Annotated in this window: 11 protein-coding genes and 1 pseudogene; 4 read left to right on the forward strand and 8 right to left on the reverse strand. The window is 69.0% G+C overall.

What is annotated here, in order from left to right; genetic code table 11:
• Positions 1-12 precede the first annotated feature (12 nt).
• The 4 genes and pseudogenes from otnK to mdeB all read right to left on the reverse strand — a co-directional run bounded on the left by otnK (position 13) and on the right by mdeB (position 5,501).
• Positions 13-1,284 (reverse strand): 3-oxo-tetronate kinase, encoded by a 1,272-nt coding sequence (otnK, locus tag AC0IYU_RS02915; protein ID WP_472112853.1) that lies wholly within the window; start codon positions 1,282-1,284, stop codon positions 13-15.
• Positions 1,281-2,180: an L-threonate dehydrogenase gene (gene ltnD, locus AC0IYU_RS02920; RefSeq protein ID WP_472112856.1), complete on the reverse strand. Its 900-nt coding sequence runs from the start codon at positions 2,178-2,180 to the stop codon at positions 1,281-1,283. The genes otnK and ltnD overlap by 4 nt, the downstream gene beginning before the upstream one ends.
• Before the next feature lie 43 nt (positions 2,181-2,223).
• A pseudogene (locus AC0IYU_RS02925) lies at positions 2,224-2,778 on the reverse strand (FadR/GntR family transcriptional regulator); the annotation flags it as partial.
• A 50-nt stretch (positions 2,779-2,828) separates the two neighbouring features.
• Complete coding sequence (gene mdeB / locus AC0IYU_RS02930; protein ID WP_472112858.1) at positions 2,829-5,501, reverse strand: alpha-ketoglutarate dehydrogenase; 2,673 nt, start codon at positions 5,499-5,501, stop codon at positions 2,829-2,831.
• A 105-nt stretch (positions 5,502-5,606) separates the two neighbouring features.
• Between mdeB and AC0IYU_RS02935 the strand changes: the two genes are divergently transcribed.
• Positions 5,607-6,077, forward strand: a complete 471-nt coding sequence (locus AC0IYU_RS02935; RefSeq protein ID WP_435495822.1) for an Lrp/AsnC family transcriptional regulator — start codon at positions 5,607-5,609, stop codon at positions 6,075-6,077.
• A gap of 123 nt (positions 6,078-6,200) precedes the next feature.
• On the opposite strand, the gene AC0IYU_RS02940 is transcribed toward AC0IYU_RS02935, so the two are convergent.
• Positions 6,201-8,450 (reverse strand): PhoX family protein, encoded by a 2,250-nt coding sequence (locus AC0IYU_RS02940; protein WP_472112860.1) that lies wholly within the window; start codon positions 8,448-8,450, stop codon positions 6,201-6,203.
• Positions 8,451-8,576: 126 nt separating this feature from the next.
• Positions 8,577-9,728, reverse strand: a complete 1,152-nt coding sequence (mltA, locus tag AC0IYU_RS02945) for a murein transglycosylase A (RefSeq protein WP_472112863.1) — start codon at positions 9,726-9,728, stop codon at positions 8,577-8,579.
• Between mltA and AC0IYU_RS02950 the strand changes: the two genes are divergently transcribed.
• The 3 genes from AC0IYU_RS02950 (at position 9,727) to AC0IYU_RS02960 (ending at position 11,409) form a co-directional block, all read left to right on the forward strand.
• A complete protein-coding gene (locus tag AC0IYU_RS02950) occupies positions 9,727-9,891 on the forward strand; it encodes a hypothetical protein (protein ID WP_472112866.1) in 165 nt (54 codons plus the stop codon). The two genes, mltA and AC0IYU_RS02950, sit on opposite strands and share 2 nt — an antisense overlap.
• A 198-nt stretch (positions 9,892-10,089) precedes the next feature.
• A complete protein-coding gene (locus AC0IYU_RS02955; RefSeq protein ID WP_472112867.1) occupies positions 10,090-10,749 on the forward strand; it encodes a YiaD family glycine zipper/OmpA-like lipoprotein in 660 nt (219 codons plus the stop codon).
• A 96-nt stretch (positions 10,750-10,845) separates the two neighbouring features.
• The gene (locus AC0IYU_RS02960) at positions 10,846-11,409 is read left to right on the forward strand and encodes an OmpA family protein (protein ID WP_435437399.1); all 564 of its coding nucleotides are present in this window, start codon (positions 10,846-10,848) and stop codon (positions 11,407-11,409) included.
• Positions 11,410-11,414: 5 nt separating this feature from the next.
• On the opposite strand, the gene AC0IYU_RS02965 is transcribed toward AC0IYU_RS02960, so the two are convergent.
• On the reverse strand, positions 11,415-12,041 hold the full coding sequence (locus tag AC0IYU_RS02965) for a response regulator transcription factor (protein ID WP_435437398.1): 627 nt from the start codon (positions 12,039-12,041) through the stop codon (positions 11,415-11,417).
• 42 nt (positions 12,042-12,083) lie between these two features.
• Positions 12,084-14,129 (reverse strand): two-component system sensor histidine kinase NtrB, encoded by a 2,046-nt coding sequence (locus tag AC0IYU_RS02970; protein ID WP_472112869.1) that lies wholly within the window; start codon positions 14,127-14,129, stop codon positions 12,084-12,086.
• Between the last annotated feature and the right edge of the window lie 2 nt (positions 14,130-14,131).

Raw genomic sequence — 14,131 nt, forward strand, 5'->3', positions numbered from 1 at the left:
CCACCGCGGAGGTCATCCAAGCACCGCAAAGGCCTTGGTAAAGAAGTCATCGCTGCCAAAGTTGCCGGACTTCAGCGCAATGTGCAGCCCCGCCTGCGGTGCGGCGGGAGAGCGCGCATGGCACCACGGCACACCCGGGTCGATCTGCGGGCCGATCTGCATCTGCGCGATGCCCAGCGCCTGCACGCAGGCGCCGGAAGTCTCGCCACCGGCCACCACCAGTTGATGCACGCCGCGCTCGACCAGGCCGCGCGCAATGGCGGCGATGGTGCGTTCGACCATGGCGCCCGCTTCTTCCACGCCGAGCCGGCCCTGCACCGATTTCACGGCAACGGCTTCGGCGGTGGAGTAGACGAGGACCGGCCCCTTGTCGATCAGCGGTGCGGCCCAGGCCAGCACCTCGGCCGCGACATCCACGCCCGCCGCGATGCGCAAAGGGTCGACGGCCATCGCCGCGCCGCCGCGCTCGATGAAGTCATGCACCTGGCGGTTGGTGGCCAGCGAGCAACTGCCCGAGACCACCGCCGTCTTGCCGCCGGCCTTCGGCAACGCGCTGGCCTGCGACGACGGCGCAAGGCCGAAGTTGGCAGGCAGGCCGATGGCCACGCCGGAGCCCGCCGTGAGCAACGGCAACTTCGCGAGCGCCGGGCCCATGCGCAGCAGGTCGTCGTTCGACACCGCATCGACGACGGCGATCGACACGCCCTCGGCCTTCAGCTGCGCGATGCGCGCGTCGATGGCCTCGGCACCGCGCGCAACCACCGTGTAGTCGACCAGCCCCACCTTGCGCGTGCACTGCGCCTGCAGCACGCGCACCAGGTTCGGGTCGGTCATCGGCGTGAGCGGATGGTTCTGCATGCCGCTCTCGTTGAGCAATACATCGCCCGCGAACAGGTAGCCCTTGAACACGGTGCGCTTGTTGTCGGGGAAGGCGGGCGTGGCAATGGTGAAGTCGCATTGCAGCGCGTCCATCAGCGCCTCGGCGACGGGGCCGATGTTGCCTTTCGCCGTGCTGTCGAAGGTGGAGCAGTACTTGAAGTAGATCTGCTGGGCGCCCTGCGCCTGCAGCCAGCGCAGGGCGTCCAGCGATTGCGCGACCGCGTCGGCCGGGGCGATGGTGCGCGACTTGAGCGCCACCACCACGGCGTCGACATCGGCGGCCAGCGGGCCGTCCGGCACGCCGATGGTCTGCACCACGCGCATGCCGGCGCGCACCAGGTTGTTGGCCAGGTCGGTCGCGCCGGTGAAGTCGTCGGCGATGCAGCCGAGCTTGAGGGCGCTCATGCCTTCTTGCCCTTGGGCAACTCGATGCCCGGGAAGATCTTGATGACGGCGCTGTCGTCTTCCTTGGCAAAGCCGGCGGTCGAGGCCTGCATGAACATCTGGTGCGCGGTCGAGGCCAGCGGCAGCGGGAATTTGCTGGCGCGCGCGGTGTCGAGCACCAGGCCCAGGTCCTTCACGAAGATGTCCACGGCCGACAGCGGCGTGTAGTCGGCGGCCAGCACGTGGGCCATGCGGTTCTCGAACATCCAGCTGTTGCCGGCGCTGTTCGTGATGACCTCGTACAGCGCGGCGGCGTCCACGCCCTCGCGCAGGCCCAGCGCCATGGCTTCGGCGGCGGCGGCGATGTGCACGCCGGCGAGCAACTGGTTGATAATCTTCACCTTGCTGCCGGCGCCGGCGCCGTCGCCCAGGCGGTAGACCTTGCCGGCCATCGCGTCGAGCACGGCGTCGGCCGCGGCATAGGCCGCAGGCCTGGCCGAGGTCATCATCGTCATCTGGCCCGAGGCCGCCTTGGCGGCGCCGCCGGAGATGGGCGCGTCGACGTAGTTCACGCCTTGCGCGTGGAGCCGGGTTTCGAGTGCGATCGACCAGTTCGGATCGACCGTCGAGCACATCACGAAGGTGCTGCCGGCCGGCATCGCGGCGGCGGCACCGTTCTCGCCGAACAGCACCGATTCGGTCTGTGCCGCGTTCACGACCACCGACACCAGCACCGGGCAGGCGGCGGCCAGGGCGGCGGGCGATGCGCAGGCCACGCCGCCTTCGCTCGCGAAAGCGTCCGCCGCGCCGGGGCGCACGTCGCACACGTGCACGTTGAACCCGTTGCCGCGCAACGTCTTGGCAATGCCCAGGCCCATGGCGCCGAGCCCGATCACGCCGACATTTTTGGAAGTCATGCTGGATTGTTTCTCTGGAAGGATGAAGAGGGAAGGATCAGACGGCGCGGGTGACGCGCGTGGCGCCGTGCAGGAACTGCCGCAGGTATTGCAGCGTGCCGATCAGAAAGGGGTTGAGCGCGGCCTCGGCGATGGCGCGGTGAAAGCGCACGTCTTCGTCCGCACCGTTGCCACCGGCGGCCACCGCCGCATGCAGCGCCTCGATGGCCTCGCGGATGCGTTGCACGTCGTCGGGGGTGCGGCGCTCGGCCGCCAGCGCGGCCACTTCGGCTTCGAGCGCGCGGCGCAGCTCGACCATCTGGATCACCGCTTCGCGCGAGGCCACATGCGGCATTTCGAAGCGCAGCGGCTCGACGCCGGCGGCACGCACATACACGCCGCTGCCCTGGCGCGAATCCACGAGCCCCAGCGACTTGAGCCGCGAGACCGCCTCGCGCACCACGGTGCGGCTCACGCCGAACTGCTCGGCGAGCACCGCCTCGGTCGGCAGCCGGTCGCCTTCGGAGAGGCGCCCGCTGCGCACCTCGGCCGCGAGCGCATCGGCCACCTGGTCGGCCAGGCGGACGGTGGGGGCGAGGGATTGGAAGCGGGTTGCCATCGAACGCGCGACTCTAACGCAGGCCTGCGCGTCCTCCGCCCGCGGCAGGCTCAGCCCAGCGCGTGCCGCGCCGCCCGCGCGATGCTCTGCGCATCCACCCCGAAGAACCCGCGCAATGCCGCCCGCGTGTCGCTGCGGCCGAAGCCGTCGGTGCCCAGCGTGAGGTAGCGACGGCCTTCGGGCAGGAAGGCGCGCACGCTCTCGGGCACGCTGCGCACGTAGTCGGTGGCGGCGACGATCGGGCCCTTGCCTGCGCCGAGTTGCTGCGCGACGAACGGCACGCCGGCCTCTTCGCCGGCCTGTTCCCCCGCGATTGCCCGCTGTTCGCACGCCACGCCGTCGCGTGCGAGTTCGCTCCAGCTCGTGACGCTGAACACCTCGGCCTCGATGCCTTCGTCGGCCAGCAGCTGCGCGGCCTTCACGACCTCGGTGAGGATGGCACCCGAGCCCATCAGCGTGACCTTCTTCTTCGCCTTGCCCGAAGTGGGCGCGTAGACGCCGAAGCGATAGCACCCGCGCAGGATGTCGCCTTCCGCGCCCGCGGGCACGTCGGGCTGCGCGTAGTTTTCGTTCATGAGCGTGACGTAATAGAAAACGTCCTTCTGCTCGACCATCATTTCGCGGATGCCCGCGTCGACGATCACCGCCATCTCGCCCGCGTAGGCCGGGTCGTAGGCCTTGCAGTTCGGGATGGTCGCGGCCACCAGGTGGCTGCTGCCGTCCTGATGCTGCAGCCCTTCGCCGCCGAGCGTGGTGCGGCCCGAGGTGGCGCCCAGCAGGAAGCCGCGCGCACGCTGGTCGGCCGCGGCCCAGATGGCGTCGCCCACGCGCTGGAAGCCGAACATCGAGTAGTAGATGTAGAACGGCAGCATGGCCAGGCCGTGCACGCTGTAGCTGGTGGCCGCGGCCGTCCAGCTGGCGATGGCGCCGGCTTCGCTGATGCCCTCTTCCAGGATCTGCCCGTCGGTGGCTTCGCGGTAGCTCAGCACCGAGCCGATGTCTTCGGGCGCATAGCGCTGGCCCACGCTCGAATAGATGCCCACCTGCTTGAACAGGTTCGCCATGCCGAAGGTGCGTGCCTCGTCGGCCACGATGGGCACGATGCGCGGGCCCAGGGCCTTGTCCTTCATGAGGTTGCCCAGCATGCGCACGAAGGCCATGGTGGTGCTCATTTCCTTGCCGGCCGCAGCCGTCGCGAACTGCGCGTAGCTCGCGATGTCGGGCTTGGGCACCACGTCGCAGGCGGTCTCGCGGCGCGGCATGGCGCCGCCGAGCGATTCGCGGTGCTGGCGCAGGTAGCGCATCTCGGCGCTGTCTTCCGCCGGGCGGTAGAAGTCCATCGCGGTGGCCTGCGCGTCGGTGAGCGGCAGGTTGAAGCGGTCGCGGAATTCGATGAGGTCCACGTCGCCCATCTTCTTGTGCGAGTGCGTGGTCATCTTGCCCTGCGCGGCGCTGCCCATGCCGTAGCCCTTCTTGGTGTGGGCAAGGATGACGGTGGGCTGGCCCTTGTGCTTGGCCGCCGCGGCGTAGGCGGCGTGGATCTTCACGAGGTCGTGGCCGCCGCGCTTCAGGCGGTCGATCTGCTCGTCGGTCATGCCTTCGGCCAGGCGCGCGAGCTCGGGGTTCTGGCCGAAGAAGTTGTCGCGGTTGAAGCGGCCGTCCTTGGCCGCGAAGGTCTGCATCTGGCCGTCGACGGTTTCGGCGAACACGCGGGCCAGGGCACCGCTCACGTCTTGTGCGAACAGGCCGTCCCAGTCGCTGCCCCACACGAGCTTGACGACGTTCCAGCCCGCGCCGGCAAAGAGCTTCTCGAGCTCGTCGATGATGCGGCCGTTGCCGCGCACCGGGCCATCGAGCCGCTGCAGGTTGCAGTTGACCACCCACACGAGGTTGTCGAGCTTCTCGCGCGCGGCGAGCGAGAGCGCGCTCATCGACTCGGGCTCGTCCATCTCGCCGTCGCCGAACACGCCCCACACTTTCCGGCCTTCGCAATTGAGCAGGTTGCGGTGCGTGAGGTAGCGCATGAAGCGCGCGTGATAGATCGAGCTGATGGGGCCGATGCCCATCGAACCGGTGGGGAACTGCCAGAAGTCCGGCATCAGGTACGGATGCGGATAGCTGCTGAGGCCCCGCGCGCCGCTGCCTTCTGTGAAGGCCGGTGCGGTGAGTTCCTGGCGGTAGTGCTTCAGGTCCTCTTCGCTGAGGCGCCCTTCGAGGTACGCGCGGGCGTAGACGCCGGGCGCGCTGTGCGGCTGGAAGAACACCAGGTCGCCGCGGTGCTGCGCGCTGCGTGCATGGAAGAAATGGTTGAAGCCGGTCTCGAACAGGTCGGCCGCGCTGGCGTAGCTGGCGATGTGGCCGCCGAGTTCGCCGTAGGCCTGGTTGGCCTTGGCCACCATCGCGAGTGCGTTCCACCGCATCAGCGAGGCGAGCTTTTCTTCGAGGGCGAGGTCGCCCGGGAACGGCGGCTGGTCTTCCACCGCGATGGTGTTGACGTACGGCGTGGCCAGCTCGGGCTGCCAGCCGATGCGCTGCTGGCGCGCCAGGCGGGCCAGTTCGACCAGCATCTGCCGGGCGCGCTGCGGCCCCTGCGTTTGCGCCAGCGCCAGGAAGGCGTCGCGCCATTCGGCGGTTTCCGTGGGATCGGGGTCGTGCGACAGCGGGGTCTGCGACGTGTCGAGCAGCAGGGCGCGCATCTGGTCGGGCGAGATCGGGGCGTTCATACCGGCACTTTAGGCCGCACCCCGAAGAATTGGCTACCGGCGCAGGCAATTCCCTGCGCGCGTCGCAGCATAAAATTTTTCAAACACTATTGGAGACAGCATTTCATGCAACTCGACGCCATCGACTTGCGCATCCTCGACGAACTGCAGCGCGACGGCGCGCTGTCCAACGTGGAGCTCGCGCGCCGCGTGCACCTGTCGCCCTCGCCGTGCCTGTCGCGCGTGAAGGCGCTCGAAACCGGCGGCGTGATCGACCGCTACGTGGCGCTGGCGAACCCGAAGGCGCTGGGCCTGGGCCTGAACGTGTTCATCTCGATCAGCCTGCGCACGCAGAGCAAGCAGTCGCTCGCCGACTTCGAGCAGCGCATTGCCGAGCACGACGAGGTGATGGAGTGCTACCTGATGACGGGCGACCGCGACTACCTGATCCGCATCGCGGTGGCCGACATGGCGGCGCTGGAGAAATTCATCATGGAACAGCTCACGCCGATTCCAGGGATCGAGAAGATCCGCTCGAGCTTTGCGCTCAAGCAGGTCAGATACAAGACGGCGCTGCCGTTGCCGGCAGCGCCGTAAAGGCAGGCACTCCCCCAGGCTTCGCGCACTTCGTGTCGCTTCTTCTCCCCCCTCGCCGGGGGCAACACCGCAGGCCCGGCAAAGCCGGTTCCTCGGTGTTGCTGGAAAAGTGCCCGGGATTCTTCAGAGACCGATCAGGCCGCCATCGTTCTTGGTGATCACCACGGTCGCCGAGCGCGGGCGGGCGTTGCCGCCTTCCGGCCAGTGGCTGAGGAACTTGCCCGGGGTGCCGATGTCGGCCTTCGCCGTGTTCTCGCCCGGATGCTGGATGTTCACGAACAGCGCGCGGCCGTCGCCCGATTCGGCGATGCCGGTGATCTCGCAGTCCACCGGACCCACCAGGAAACGACGCAGGCCGTCGGTACCCGGGGCCTTGCCGACGAAGGTGGGCTGCTGGACCGTGGTGGCGCCGTTGAAGTTGGTGATGGTCTTGGCCCCACCGTCGCCGACCTTGCCCGGCAGTGCCGCCAGCAGCATGCAGTTGGTGACGTCGGTGTACTTGCCGTCGTCGGTCTCCAGCCACAGCAGGCCGGGCGCAGCCTGGCTGAACCACATGCCGTCGGGGCTGGAGAAGTCGTTGTCGGCACCCAGGGCAGACACATTCACGTCGGCAGACGCGGTCGAGCGCGCGCCGAAGAGGTACACGTCCCAGGTGAAGGTGACGGCCGCCGGGTTGTTGCCGGCGTCGGCGAAGCGCACGATGTGGCCGTTCGGGTTGCCCGTCTGCGCGGTCGCGCCCTTGGGGTCGTTGTAGTACCGCGGGTTGGCGGCGTCGATGGCGTTGACGCCGTTGATCGTGCGGGCTGCGTTGTTGGTCAGCGTGAGGTACACCTCGCCGTTCTTCGGATTGACCGCGGTCCACTCGGGGCGGTCCATCTTCGTGGCGCCAGCGACGTCGGCCGCCAGGCGGGTGTGGATCAGCACTTCGGTCGCGTCGGTGAACGCAAAGGCCGTGTTGGCCGCGGTGATGCCGTTGACGCCCAGCTTCAGCTCCAGCCAGTCGCCCGTGCCGTCGGCCTTGAACTTGGCGACGTAGAGCTTGCCGTCGTCCATGTACTTGTCGCCGGCCGCGATGCCGCCGCCGATGTCGGCCGCGTCCCAGGCCTTGGTGGAGACGAACTTGTACAGGTACTCGTTCTGCGAGTCGTCGCCCATGTACCAGACCAGCGGCTTGCCGGCCACGACCGGGCCGAGGCAGGCGCCTTCATGGCCGAAGCGGCCCAGCGCGGTGCGCTTCTTCGGCGTGCTGGCGGGCGCGAAGGGATCGATCTCGACCACCCAGCCGTAGGTGTTGGCGCCGTTGCGGAAGTCGTCGGTGGCGGTGGCGCCGAGCACTTCGGTGTTCCAGCGGCCATACAGGTTGTCGGCGGTGTCGGGCGTGACGGTGGCCCAGAGTTCGCGCCCGGTGCTGCTCACGCCGTAACGGCTGAAGGAGGCGAGCTCCTTGGCCGTGCGGTTGGCGTTGTCGTTCGCGGCAATGCGGCGGAAGTAGCCGGCCCAGTTCTCCTCGCAGGTCAGGTAGGTGCCCCAGGGCGTGGTGCCGTTGGCGCAGTTGTTGACCGTGCCGCGCGTCTTGCTGCCGTCGGAGGAGTACTTGGTCTTCAGGGCGTCGGTCTTGGCGGCCGGGCCCGAGAAGCTCATCTCGGTCAGGGTGTGGACGCGGCGGTTGAGGGCCGAGTCCTGCTTGTAGCTCCACGCGGTGCCGGCCTTGTTGACCTCGATCACGCTCACGCCGTGCAGGTAGAACTCGCGCAGCACCTCGTCGGCGACCGTGCGCACGGCCGCATTGCCGGTGCCGGTGGTGGTCTGGCCCGTGGGGTGCAGGAACACCGGTGTGATGGCTTCGTGGTTCATCACCAGCAGGCCGCGCGAGGCATTCACGGCGTCCCACTTGTTCGACGCGTTCATGCCGAAGAAGGTCATGCCGTCGTGGTGGTCGCCGGCGCGGCGATCGTAGGTGGTCGCGTCGTCGGTGCCGTCGTTCTTGTAGGCCGCGACGCCCGAGGCGATCGGGTCGCCCAGGCGGTAGAGCACGCTGGCGGTGTAGCCGGCAGGCACGGCGACCGCGTCGGCCAGGCTCTTGGCGACGGCATTGAAGCCGAGCTTCATCGGGGTGGGCGCGGGGGCAGGCGCCGGTGCCGGGGCCGGAGCGGGTGCCGGCGGCACGATCGGAAACGCCGCAGCGCCACCGCCGCCGCCACCGCCGCACGCCTGCAGCAGGGCCGTGCCGGCGGTACCCACACCCAGGCCGAACAGGCTGCGGCGGCTCAGGCGCGAGGCGATCAGGTCGGAGAACGAGGGGTTCGACGTGGGGTTGGTGCCGATGTCGTCGAGGTCGACCGAGAGATCGTCGGTGCGGGTGTTTGCGGTCATGCGCAATGTCTTTCTTCGTGGGTTGGAAAGGAAACCAGCCCGCGAAGTTAGGCACTTCGTATGACGACTTGGTGAAACGTTCAGCTGGCCGTCAGGTTGAATTGATCCACCTGACGGGTCGTGGGTTCAAGGCGCGGGCAGTTGCCGCGGCCACAGCGCCCACAGCCGCAGCGACTGGTTCATGCTCGCAGCCAGACGCCCGGCATCGGCGCCGGTGCCCGCGAAGTAGTCGGCGCGCACGGCGCCGAGGATGGCGCTGCCGGTGTCCTGCGCCACCACCAGCTTCTGCAGCTGCGCCGCCGGCCCGTTGGACGCAAGCCACACCGGCGTGCCGTACGGAATGCTTTCGCGGTCGACCGCGATGGAGCGCCCGGCCGTGAGCGGCACACCCTGTGCACCGCGCGGACCGAAGGCGGCGTCGACCTCGCTCATGGTTTCCTCGCGGAAGAACACGTAGCGCGGGTTGCTCCACAGCAATTGCGGCACGCGCTGCGGGTTTTGCACGGCCCAGGCCTTGGTGTCGTCGGGCCACTTGCCGACCTTGCTCACGCCCTGGCTCATGAGCCACTGCTGCACGCTGCGGTAGGGCTGCTCGTTGGTGGCCGAGAAGGCCACGCGCACGGTGTGCTGGTAGCCGTTGGCCTCGGTGATGCGCAGCCGCCCCGAGCCCTGGATGTGCAGCATCAGCGCGTCGATGGGGTCGGCCATCCACGCGATCTCGCGCCCGCGCAGGGCCGCCTGCGCCTCGGGCAGGGTCTCGATTTCCTGGCGGGTGTACCAGGGGCGGCGCGGCACAAGGCCGTCCGGCGCCTGGTAGATCGGCACGCTGAAGGCGGCGCTCGGCACGCGCGAGGCCTCGTACACGGGCTCGTAGTAGCTGGTGAGCTTGCCTTCGGTCTGCCCGTTGAGCGCCTCGACGCGGTACGGCTGCAGCCGGTCGGTCATCCACTGGCGCTGCTCTTCGGGGGTGGCGATGGTGAGCTGGCGCACGTCGCGGCACAGCGGCGCGAAGGCGGCGTTGGGACGCGCGCAGTTGGCCAAGAGCGCGATCCAGGCCTCGTGCAGCGGGTCTTCGCCGAAGCCCGGCAGTTCCGCCCAGCCGACCGGCACCCAGCGGCTCTTGGGGTGCGCGAGCGAACCGGTGAGCGGACCGAGGTCGCGCGGCGGGGTGATGACGGGAGGGCGGGTGGGTGCGTCGGGCGCACGCGGGCCGGTGGAACAGGCTGCGAGCGTTGCTACGATCACGAGCCCTACCAGCCACTGGAGTCCATTTCTCATGGGTTTGATTCTGCTTGAAGCCCTCGCCGCGGGACTTGTGTTCATCTTGATCATCTGGTGGACCATGTTTTCCGGCCGCAGGAAGGGTGAATTGCACGACGAGGACGAGGCCGATGCCGGCCACGACGCCTCCGGGCCGAAAAACCCACCGCCGAAACCGTGAATTGCTCGTGTAGCCCGATGCCGCTGGAAGGTGTGGGAGAAGCACCTCGACGCTATTACTTTAGTAGCAATCATCGCAGCATTCATGCGCGTTTGCGACTCTTTTCTTATTTTCCTTAGGGCTTTGAGGTCGTACCATCGCGTGCGCCCCTGCCGCTAAGCTGCATCCCGATTGATTCAACCTTGAAAGGGCAATGCCATGAAAAAATTCGTACTCGCCACCTGCGCCACCGCCGTCATCCTGTCCGGCTGCGCCGGCGGCATGAGCGACACCCAACGCAACACCGGCATCGGCGCCGGCATCGGTGCCCTGGGCGGCGCGGCCATCGGCTCGGCCACCGGCGGCAACCGCGGTGCCATCGGCACGGGCGCGGTGGTCGGCGCGGCAGCCGGCGCACTGGGCGGCTACCTGTGGTCGCAGCGCATGGAAAACCAGAAGCGTCAGATGGAAGCCGCCACGCAGGGCACCGGCATCGCCGTGACGCAAACGCAGAACAACGAACTGAAGCTGCAGATTCCGAGCGACGTGTCCTTCGACGTGGGCCGCGCCAACATCAAGTCGAACTTCGCGCCCGTGCTCGACCAGTTCGCCAACGGCCTGCGCAACAACCCGAACGCCGAGGTGCGCATCATCGGCCACACCGACAGCACCGGCTCGGACGCCATCAACAACCCCCTGTCGGTCGACCGCGCGGCCAGCACGCGCGACTACCTGGTGGCGCGCGGCGTGAACGCGGCTGCCTTCCGCATCGAAGGCCGCGGCTCACACGAGCCGATTGCCGACAACAACAGCGACGCCGGCCGGGCGCAGAACCGCCGCGTCGAGATCTACGTGGGTGAACGCGCGCCGCGCGGCTGATCGGCGTTCACACCGCACCGGGAAACCGGCCGTGCCTGAAAAAAATAAAAGGCCGGTTCCCGCTACCGTTCCATTGGTCCATAGAGAGGGAAACTCATGAGGAAGTTTGTTGTTGCGAGTGCGGCCGCGGCCGCGCTGGTGTTCATTGCGGGCTGCGCATCGCAGACGCCGCCACCGGCTGCCGCCGCGCCGGCAGCCGCCCCGGCGGCGCCCGCCAACAGCTGGACGGCCCGGCTGGCCGCGCTGAAGACCGACCTCGAGACCTCGACCAAGGGCACGGGCGTGGTGATCGAACAGACCGCAGACAACCAGCTGCACGTGGTGATTCCGAACGAGCTGTCGTTCGACACGGGCCGCTCCAACGTCAAGCGCAACCTGGCGCAAGTGCTCGACAAGGTCGCCGAAGGCCTGAAGAGCGCCACCGCCGCCAGCGTGCGCGTGGTGGGCCACACCGACGCCACGGGCAGCGAGGAAGGCAACGAACGCCTCTCGGTGAGCCGTGCCGACAGCGTGCGCAACCACCTGGTGGGCCGCGGCGTGTCGACCACCGTCATCACCACCGACGGCCGCGGCTCGCGCGAACCGCTGGCGGACAACGGCACGGCGGCAGGCCGCGCGCAGAACCGCCGCGTAGAGATCTTCGTGGCGGAAAAAGCCTAAGCGCTCTAGAGGTCCCTGAGACGGTTCGCCAGCTCGACGGCCGACTTCACTTCCATCTTGTCGAACACGCGCGCGCGGTGGACCTCCACCGTGCGCACGCTGATCGCGAGCTGGTCGGCAATCAGCTTGTTGGGCAGGCCTTCGACCACGAGCCGCATCACGTCGCGCTCGCGGTCGGTCAGCTCGGCGACGCGCTCGGCCAGCCCGCGGCGCTGGCGCTGCACCTCGAGCGCCTGCAGCGACGCGCCGAGCGCATGCTCGATGCGGTCGACCAGGGCGTTGTCCGAGAACGGCTTCTCGCAGAAATCGAAGGCGCCGCGCTTCACCGCGTCCACGGCCGTCGGCACGTCGGCATGCCCCGTCAGGAAGATCACCGGCATCGCGGGCAGCAGGCCGCGCTCGGCCAGGCGGTCGAACAGCACCAGCCCGCTGGTGCCGGGCATGCGCACGTCCAGCAGCAGGCACAGCGGTTGCTCGGGCAGCGGCCCTTGGTCGAGGAACAGCTCGAACGCCTCGGCACTGCCGAAATGCTCGCTGGCCAGGCGCCGCGAGCGCAGCAGCCAGGCCAGCGCCTCGCGCACGCTGGCGTCGTCGTCCACGATGAAGATCAAGCCATCGATCAGCGGTTGCATGCCATGAAGTCCAGCAGAAAAAATGGTTGATGGAAAGCGCCGTCAGCCTGCGGCCGGAAGCGTGAATCGGAAGACGGTGCCCCGGGGCTTGTTCGGCTCGAACACCAGCGCCCCGCCATGTTGCTCCACCACCGTGCGGCACAGGCTCAGGCCTAGCCCCATGCCGTCGGCGCGCGTGGTGAAGAAGGGCGTGAAGAGCCGCTCGGCGACCTCGGTGCTGATGCCGCAGCCCAGGTCGGCCACCGAGAACTCGATCCAGCGCCGGCCGTCTTCCTGCCCGGTGCCGCCCACCGCCACGGCGCGCGCCACGCGCAGGCGCAGCACCCGGCTGCCGACATTGTCGGGGCCGTCCATGGCCTGCATCGCGTTGCGCGCCAGGTTCAGCAGCACCTGCTCGACCAGCGTGCGGTCGCACATGGCCGCGGGCAGGCGGTCTTCGAGCACCACCTCGATGATCACGCCCAGCTTGCGCGCCTGCAGCCGCACCAGCGGCAGCACGGCGTCGATCAGCGCCTGTGGCGCCACGGCCTCGCGCGTGCGGTCGCGCCGGCGCACGAAGTCGTGCACGCTGCGAATCACCTGGCCCGCGCGGTCGGCCTGCTCGGCGATGCGCTTCACGGCCATGGCCACCTCGCCCTGGTCGCCCGTCGCGTGCGGCCCGAGCAGGTTGAGCGAGCCGCTCGCATAGCTGGCAATGGCGGCCAGCGGCTGCGTGAGCTCGTGGCTCAGCAGCGAGGCCATCTCGCCCACGGTGGCCAGCCGCGCGCTGGCCTGCAGGCGCTCCTGGCTGGCGCGCGAGAGCTCCTCGATGCGGCGCTGCTCGCTCACGTCGATGAACGCGCTCATCCAACCGGTCTGCACCTTGTGCGCGTTGATCAGCGGCGCCTCGAAGATCAGCACCGGAAAGCGCGTGCCGTCCTTGCGCATGAAGACCGACTCGAAGCCCTCGCGCGGCGGCATGCCGCCGGCCAGGCGACGGGCCTGACGCTGCTGGTATTCGTGCGCCAGTTCGGTGGGCCAATAGGGCGCTTCCGTGTTGTCGGCCATGAGCTCTTCGGGGCTGAAGCCCACCATCTCGCAGAAGGCCGGGTTCACGTAGGTGATGCGGCCCTGCAGGTCGCGCGCGCGCAGGCCGGTGATGACCGAGTCTTCCATCGCCTTGCGAAAGGCCAGCGCGTCGGCCAGGTCGCGCTCGGCGCGCAGCCGGCGGCGCGTGTCGCGCGCCAGAAGCACCAGCACCGACACCAGCGCGATGGAAATCGCCGTGACCAGCGCGGTGAGCATGTTCGGGAACAGGTCGGGCGCGGCGCGCCAGCCGTCCACGCGCAGCATCAGCGCGGCGCCCGGCAGGTCGATGAGCTGCTGGGATGTGAACACGCGCGTGCCGGTGCGCCGCGAGGTGCCCAGCGCCACCAGCCGCGTGCCGTCGGCCTCGGTGAAGGCCACTTCCTGGCCGCGCGTGAGGGTGGGGCCGACCAGCTCGATGAGCGCGTCGCGCAGCGAATAGCTGGCCACGAGGTAGCCGCCCGCGTCGATCGGCACGCACAGCTCCATCACCTCGACGCCGCCGCCGCCGGCGATCGGCACGTAGTGGCTCGGCGAATAGGCCGGCGCGCCGAGCTTGCGGGCGGCAGCGCAGGCCAGCGCGACGTCGGACTGATCGGAGCCGCGGGTCGCCTCGTCGAGGATGCGCATGCGGTAGGGCGTGTTGACGGCCTGCAGCGGACGCAGCGCGGCGTCCCGCCATTCCAGGCGCAGCCATTCGCGGTGCTCGCGCAGCAGCGAGGCCGCGATGTCGGGCCACAGCGCGCGGTCGGCGCCCGGGGCCTGCGTGGCGCGCAGGCTCTGCGCGTTGCGCTGGAAGCCGCTGCGCAGGTCGGACACCGCATCGGCGGTGTCCCGGTCGAGCGCGGCCTGCACCTGCTCGACCTCGTGCCGCCCCGCGAGCCACACCACCGTGACGAGCAGCGCGGACACCAGCACCGCCAGCAGCAGCCACAGAAACCAGCGCTGCCACAGGGAGCGCAGCCGCGCGAACGCCAGCAGCGCCCCGCGCGGCGGCGCGACGGTCGGCAACGCGTCGGACATCG

Source organism: Variovorax sp. AC103 (genome assembly GCF_979254005.1).

Excerpts from the sequence above, each read along its gene's own strand:
- otnK (WP_472112853.1), bottom strand. The coding sequence starts at position 1,284 with ATGAGCGCCCTCAAGCTCGGCTGCATCGCCGACGACTTCACCGGCGCG.
- ltnD (WP_472112856.1), bottom strand. The coding sequence starts at position 2,180 with ATGACTTCCAAAAATGTCGGCGTGATCGGGCTCGGCGCCATGGGCCTG.
- mdeB (WP_472112858.1), bottom strand. The coding sequence starts at position 5,501 with ATGAACGCCCCGATCTCGCCCGACCAGATGCGCGCCCTGCTGCTCGAC.
- AC0IYU_RS02935 (WP_435495822.1), top strand. The coding sequence starts at position 5,607 with ATGCAACTCGACGCCATCGACTTGCGCATCCTCGACGAACTGCAGCGC.
- AC0IYU_RS02940 (WP_472112860.1), bottom strand. The coding sequence starts at position 8,450 with ATGACCGCAAACACCCGCACCGACGATCTCTCGGTCGACCTCGACGAC.
- AC0IYU_RS02950 (WP_472112866.1), top strand. The coding sequence starts at position 9,727 with ATGGGTTTGATTCTGCTTGAAGCCCTCGCCGCGGGACTTGTGTTCATC.
- mltA (WP_472112863.1), bottom strand. The coding sequence starts at position 9,728 with ATGAGAAATGGACTCCAGTGGCTGGTAGGGCTCGTGATCGTAGCAACG.
- AC0IYU_RS02955 (WP_472112867.1), top strand. The coding sequence starts at position 10,090 with ATGAAAAAATTCGTACTCGCCACCTGCGCCACCGCCGTCATCCTGTCC.
- AC0IYU_RS02960 (WP_435437399.1), top strand. The coding sequence starts at position 10,846 with ATGAGGAAGTTTGTTGTTGCGAGTGCGGCCGCGGCCGCGCTGGTGTTC.
- AC0IYU_RS02965 (WP_435437398.1), bottom strand. The coding sequence starts at position 12,041 with ATGCAACCGCTGATCGATGGCTTGATCTTCATCGTGGACGACGACGCC.
- AC0IYU_RS02970 (WP_472112869.1), bottom strand. The coding sequence starts at position 14,129 with ATGTCCGACGCGTTGCCGACCGTCGCGCCGCCGCGCGGGGCGCTGCTG.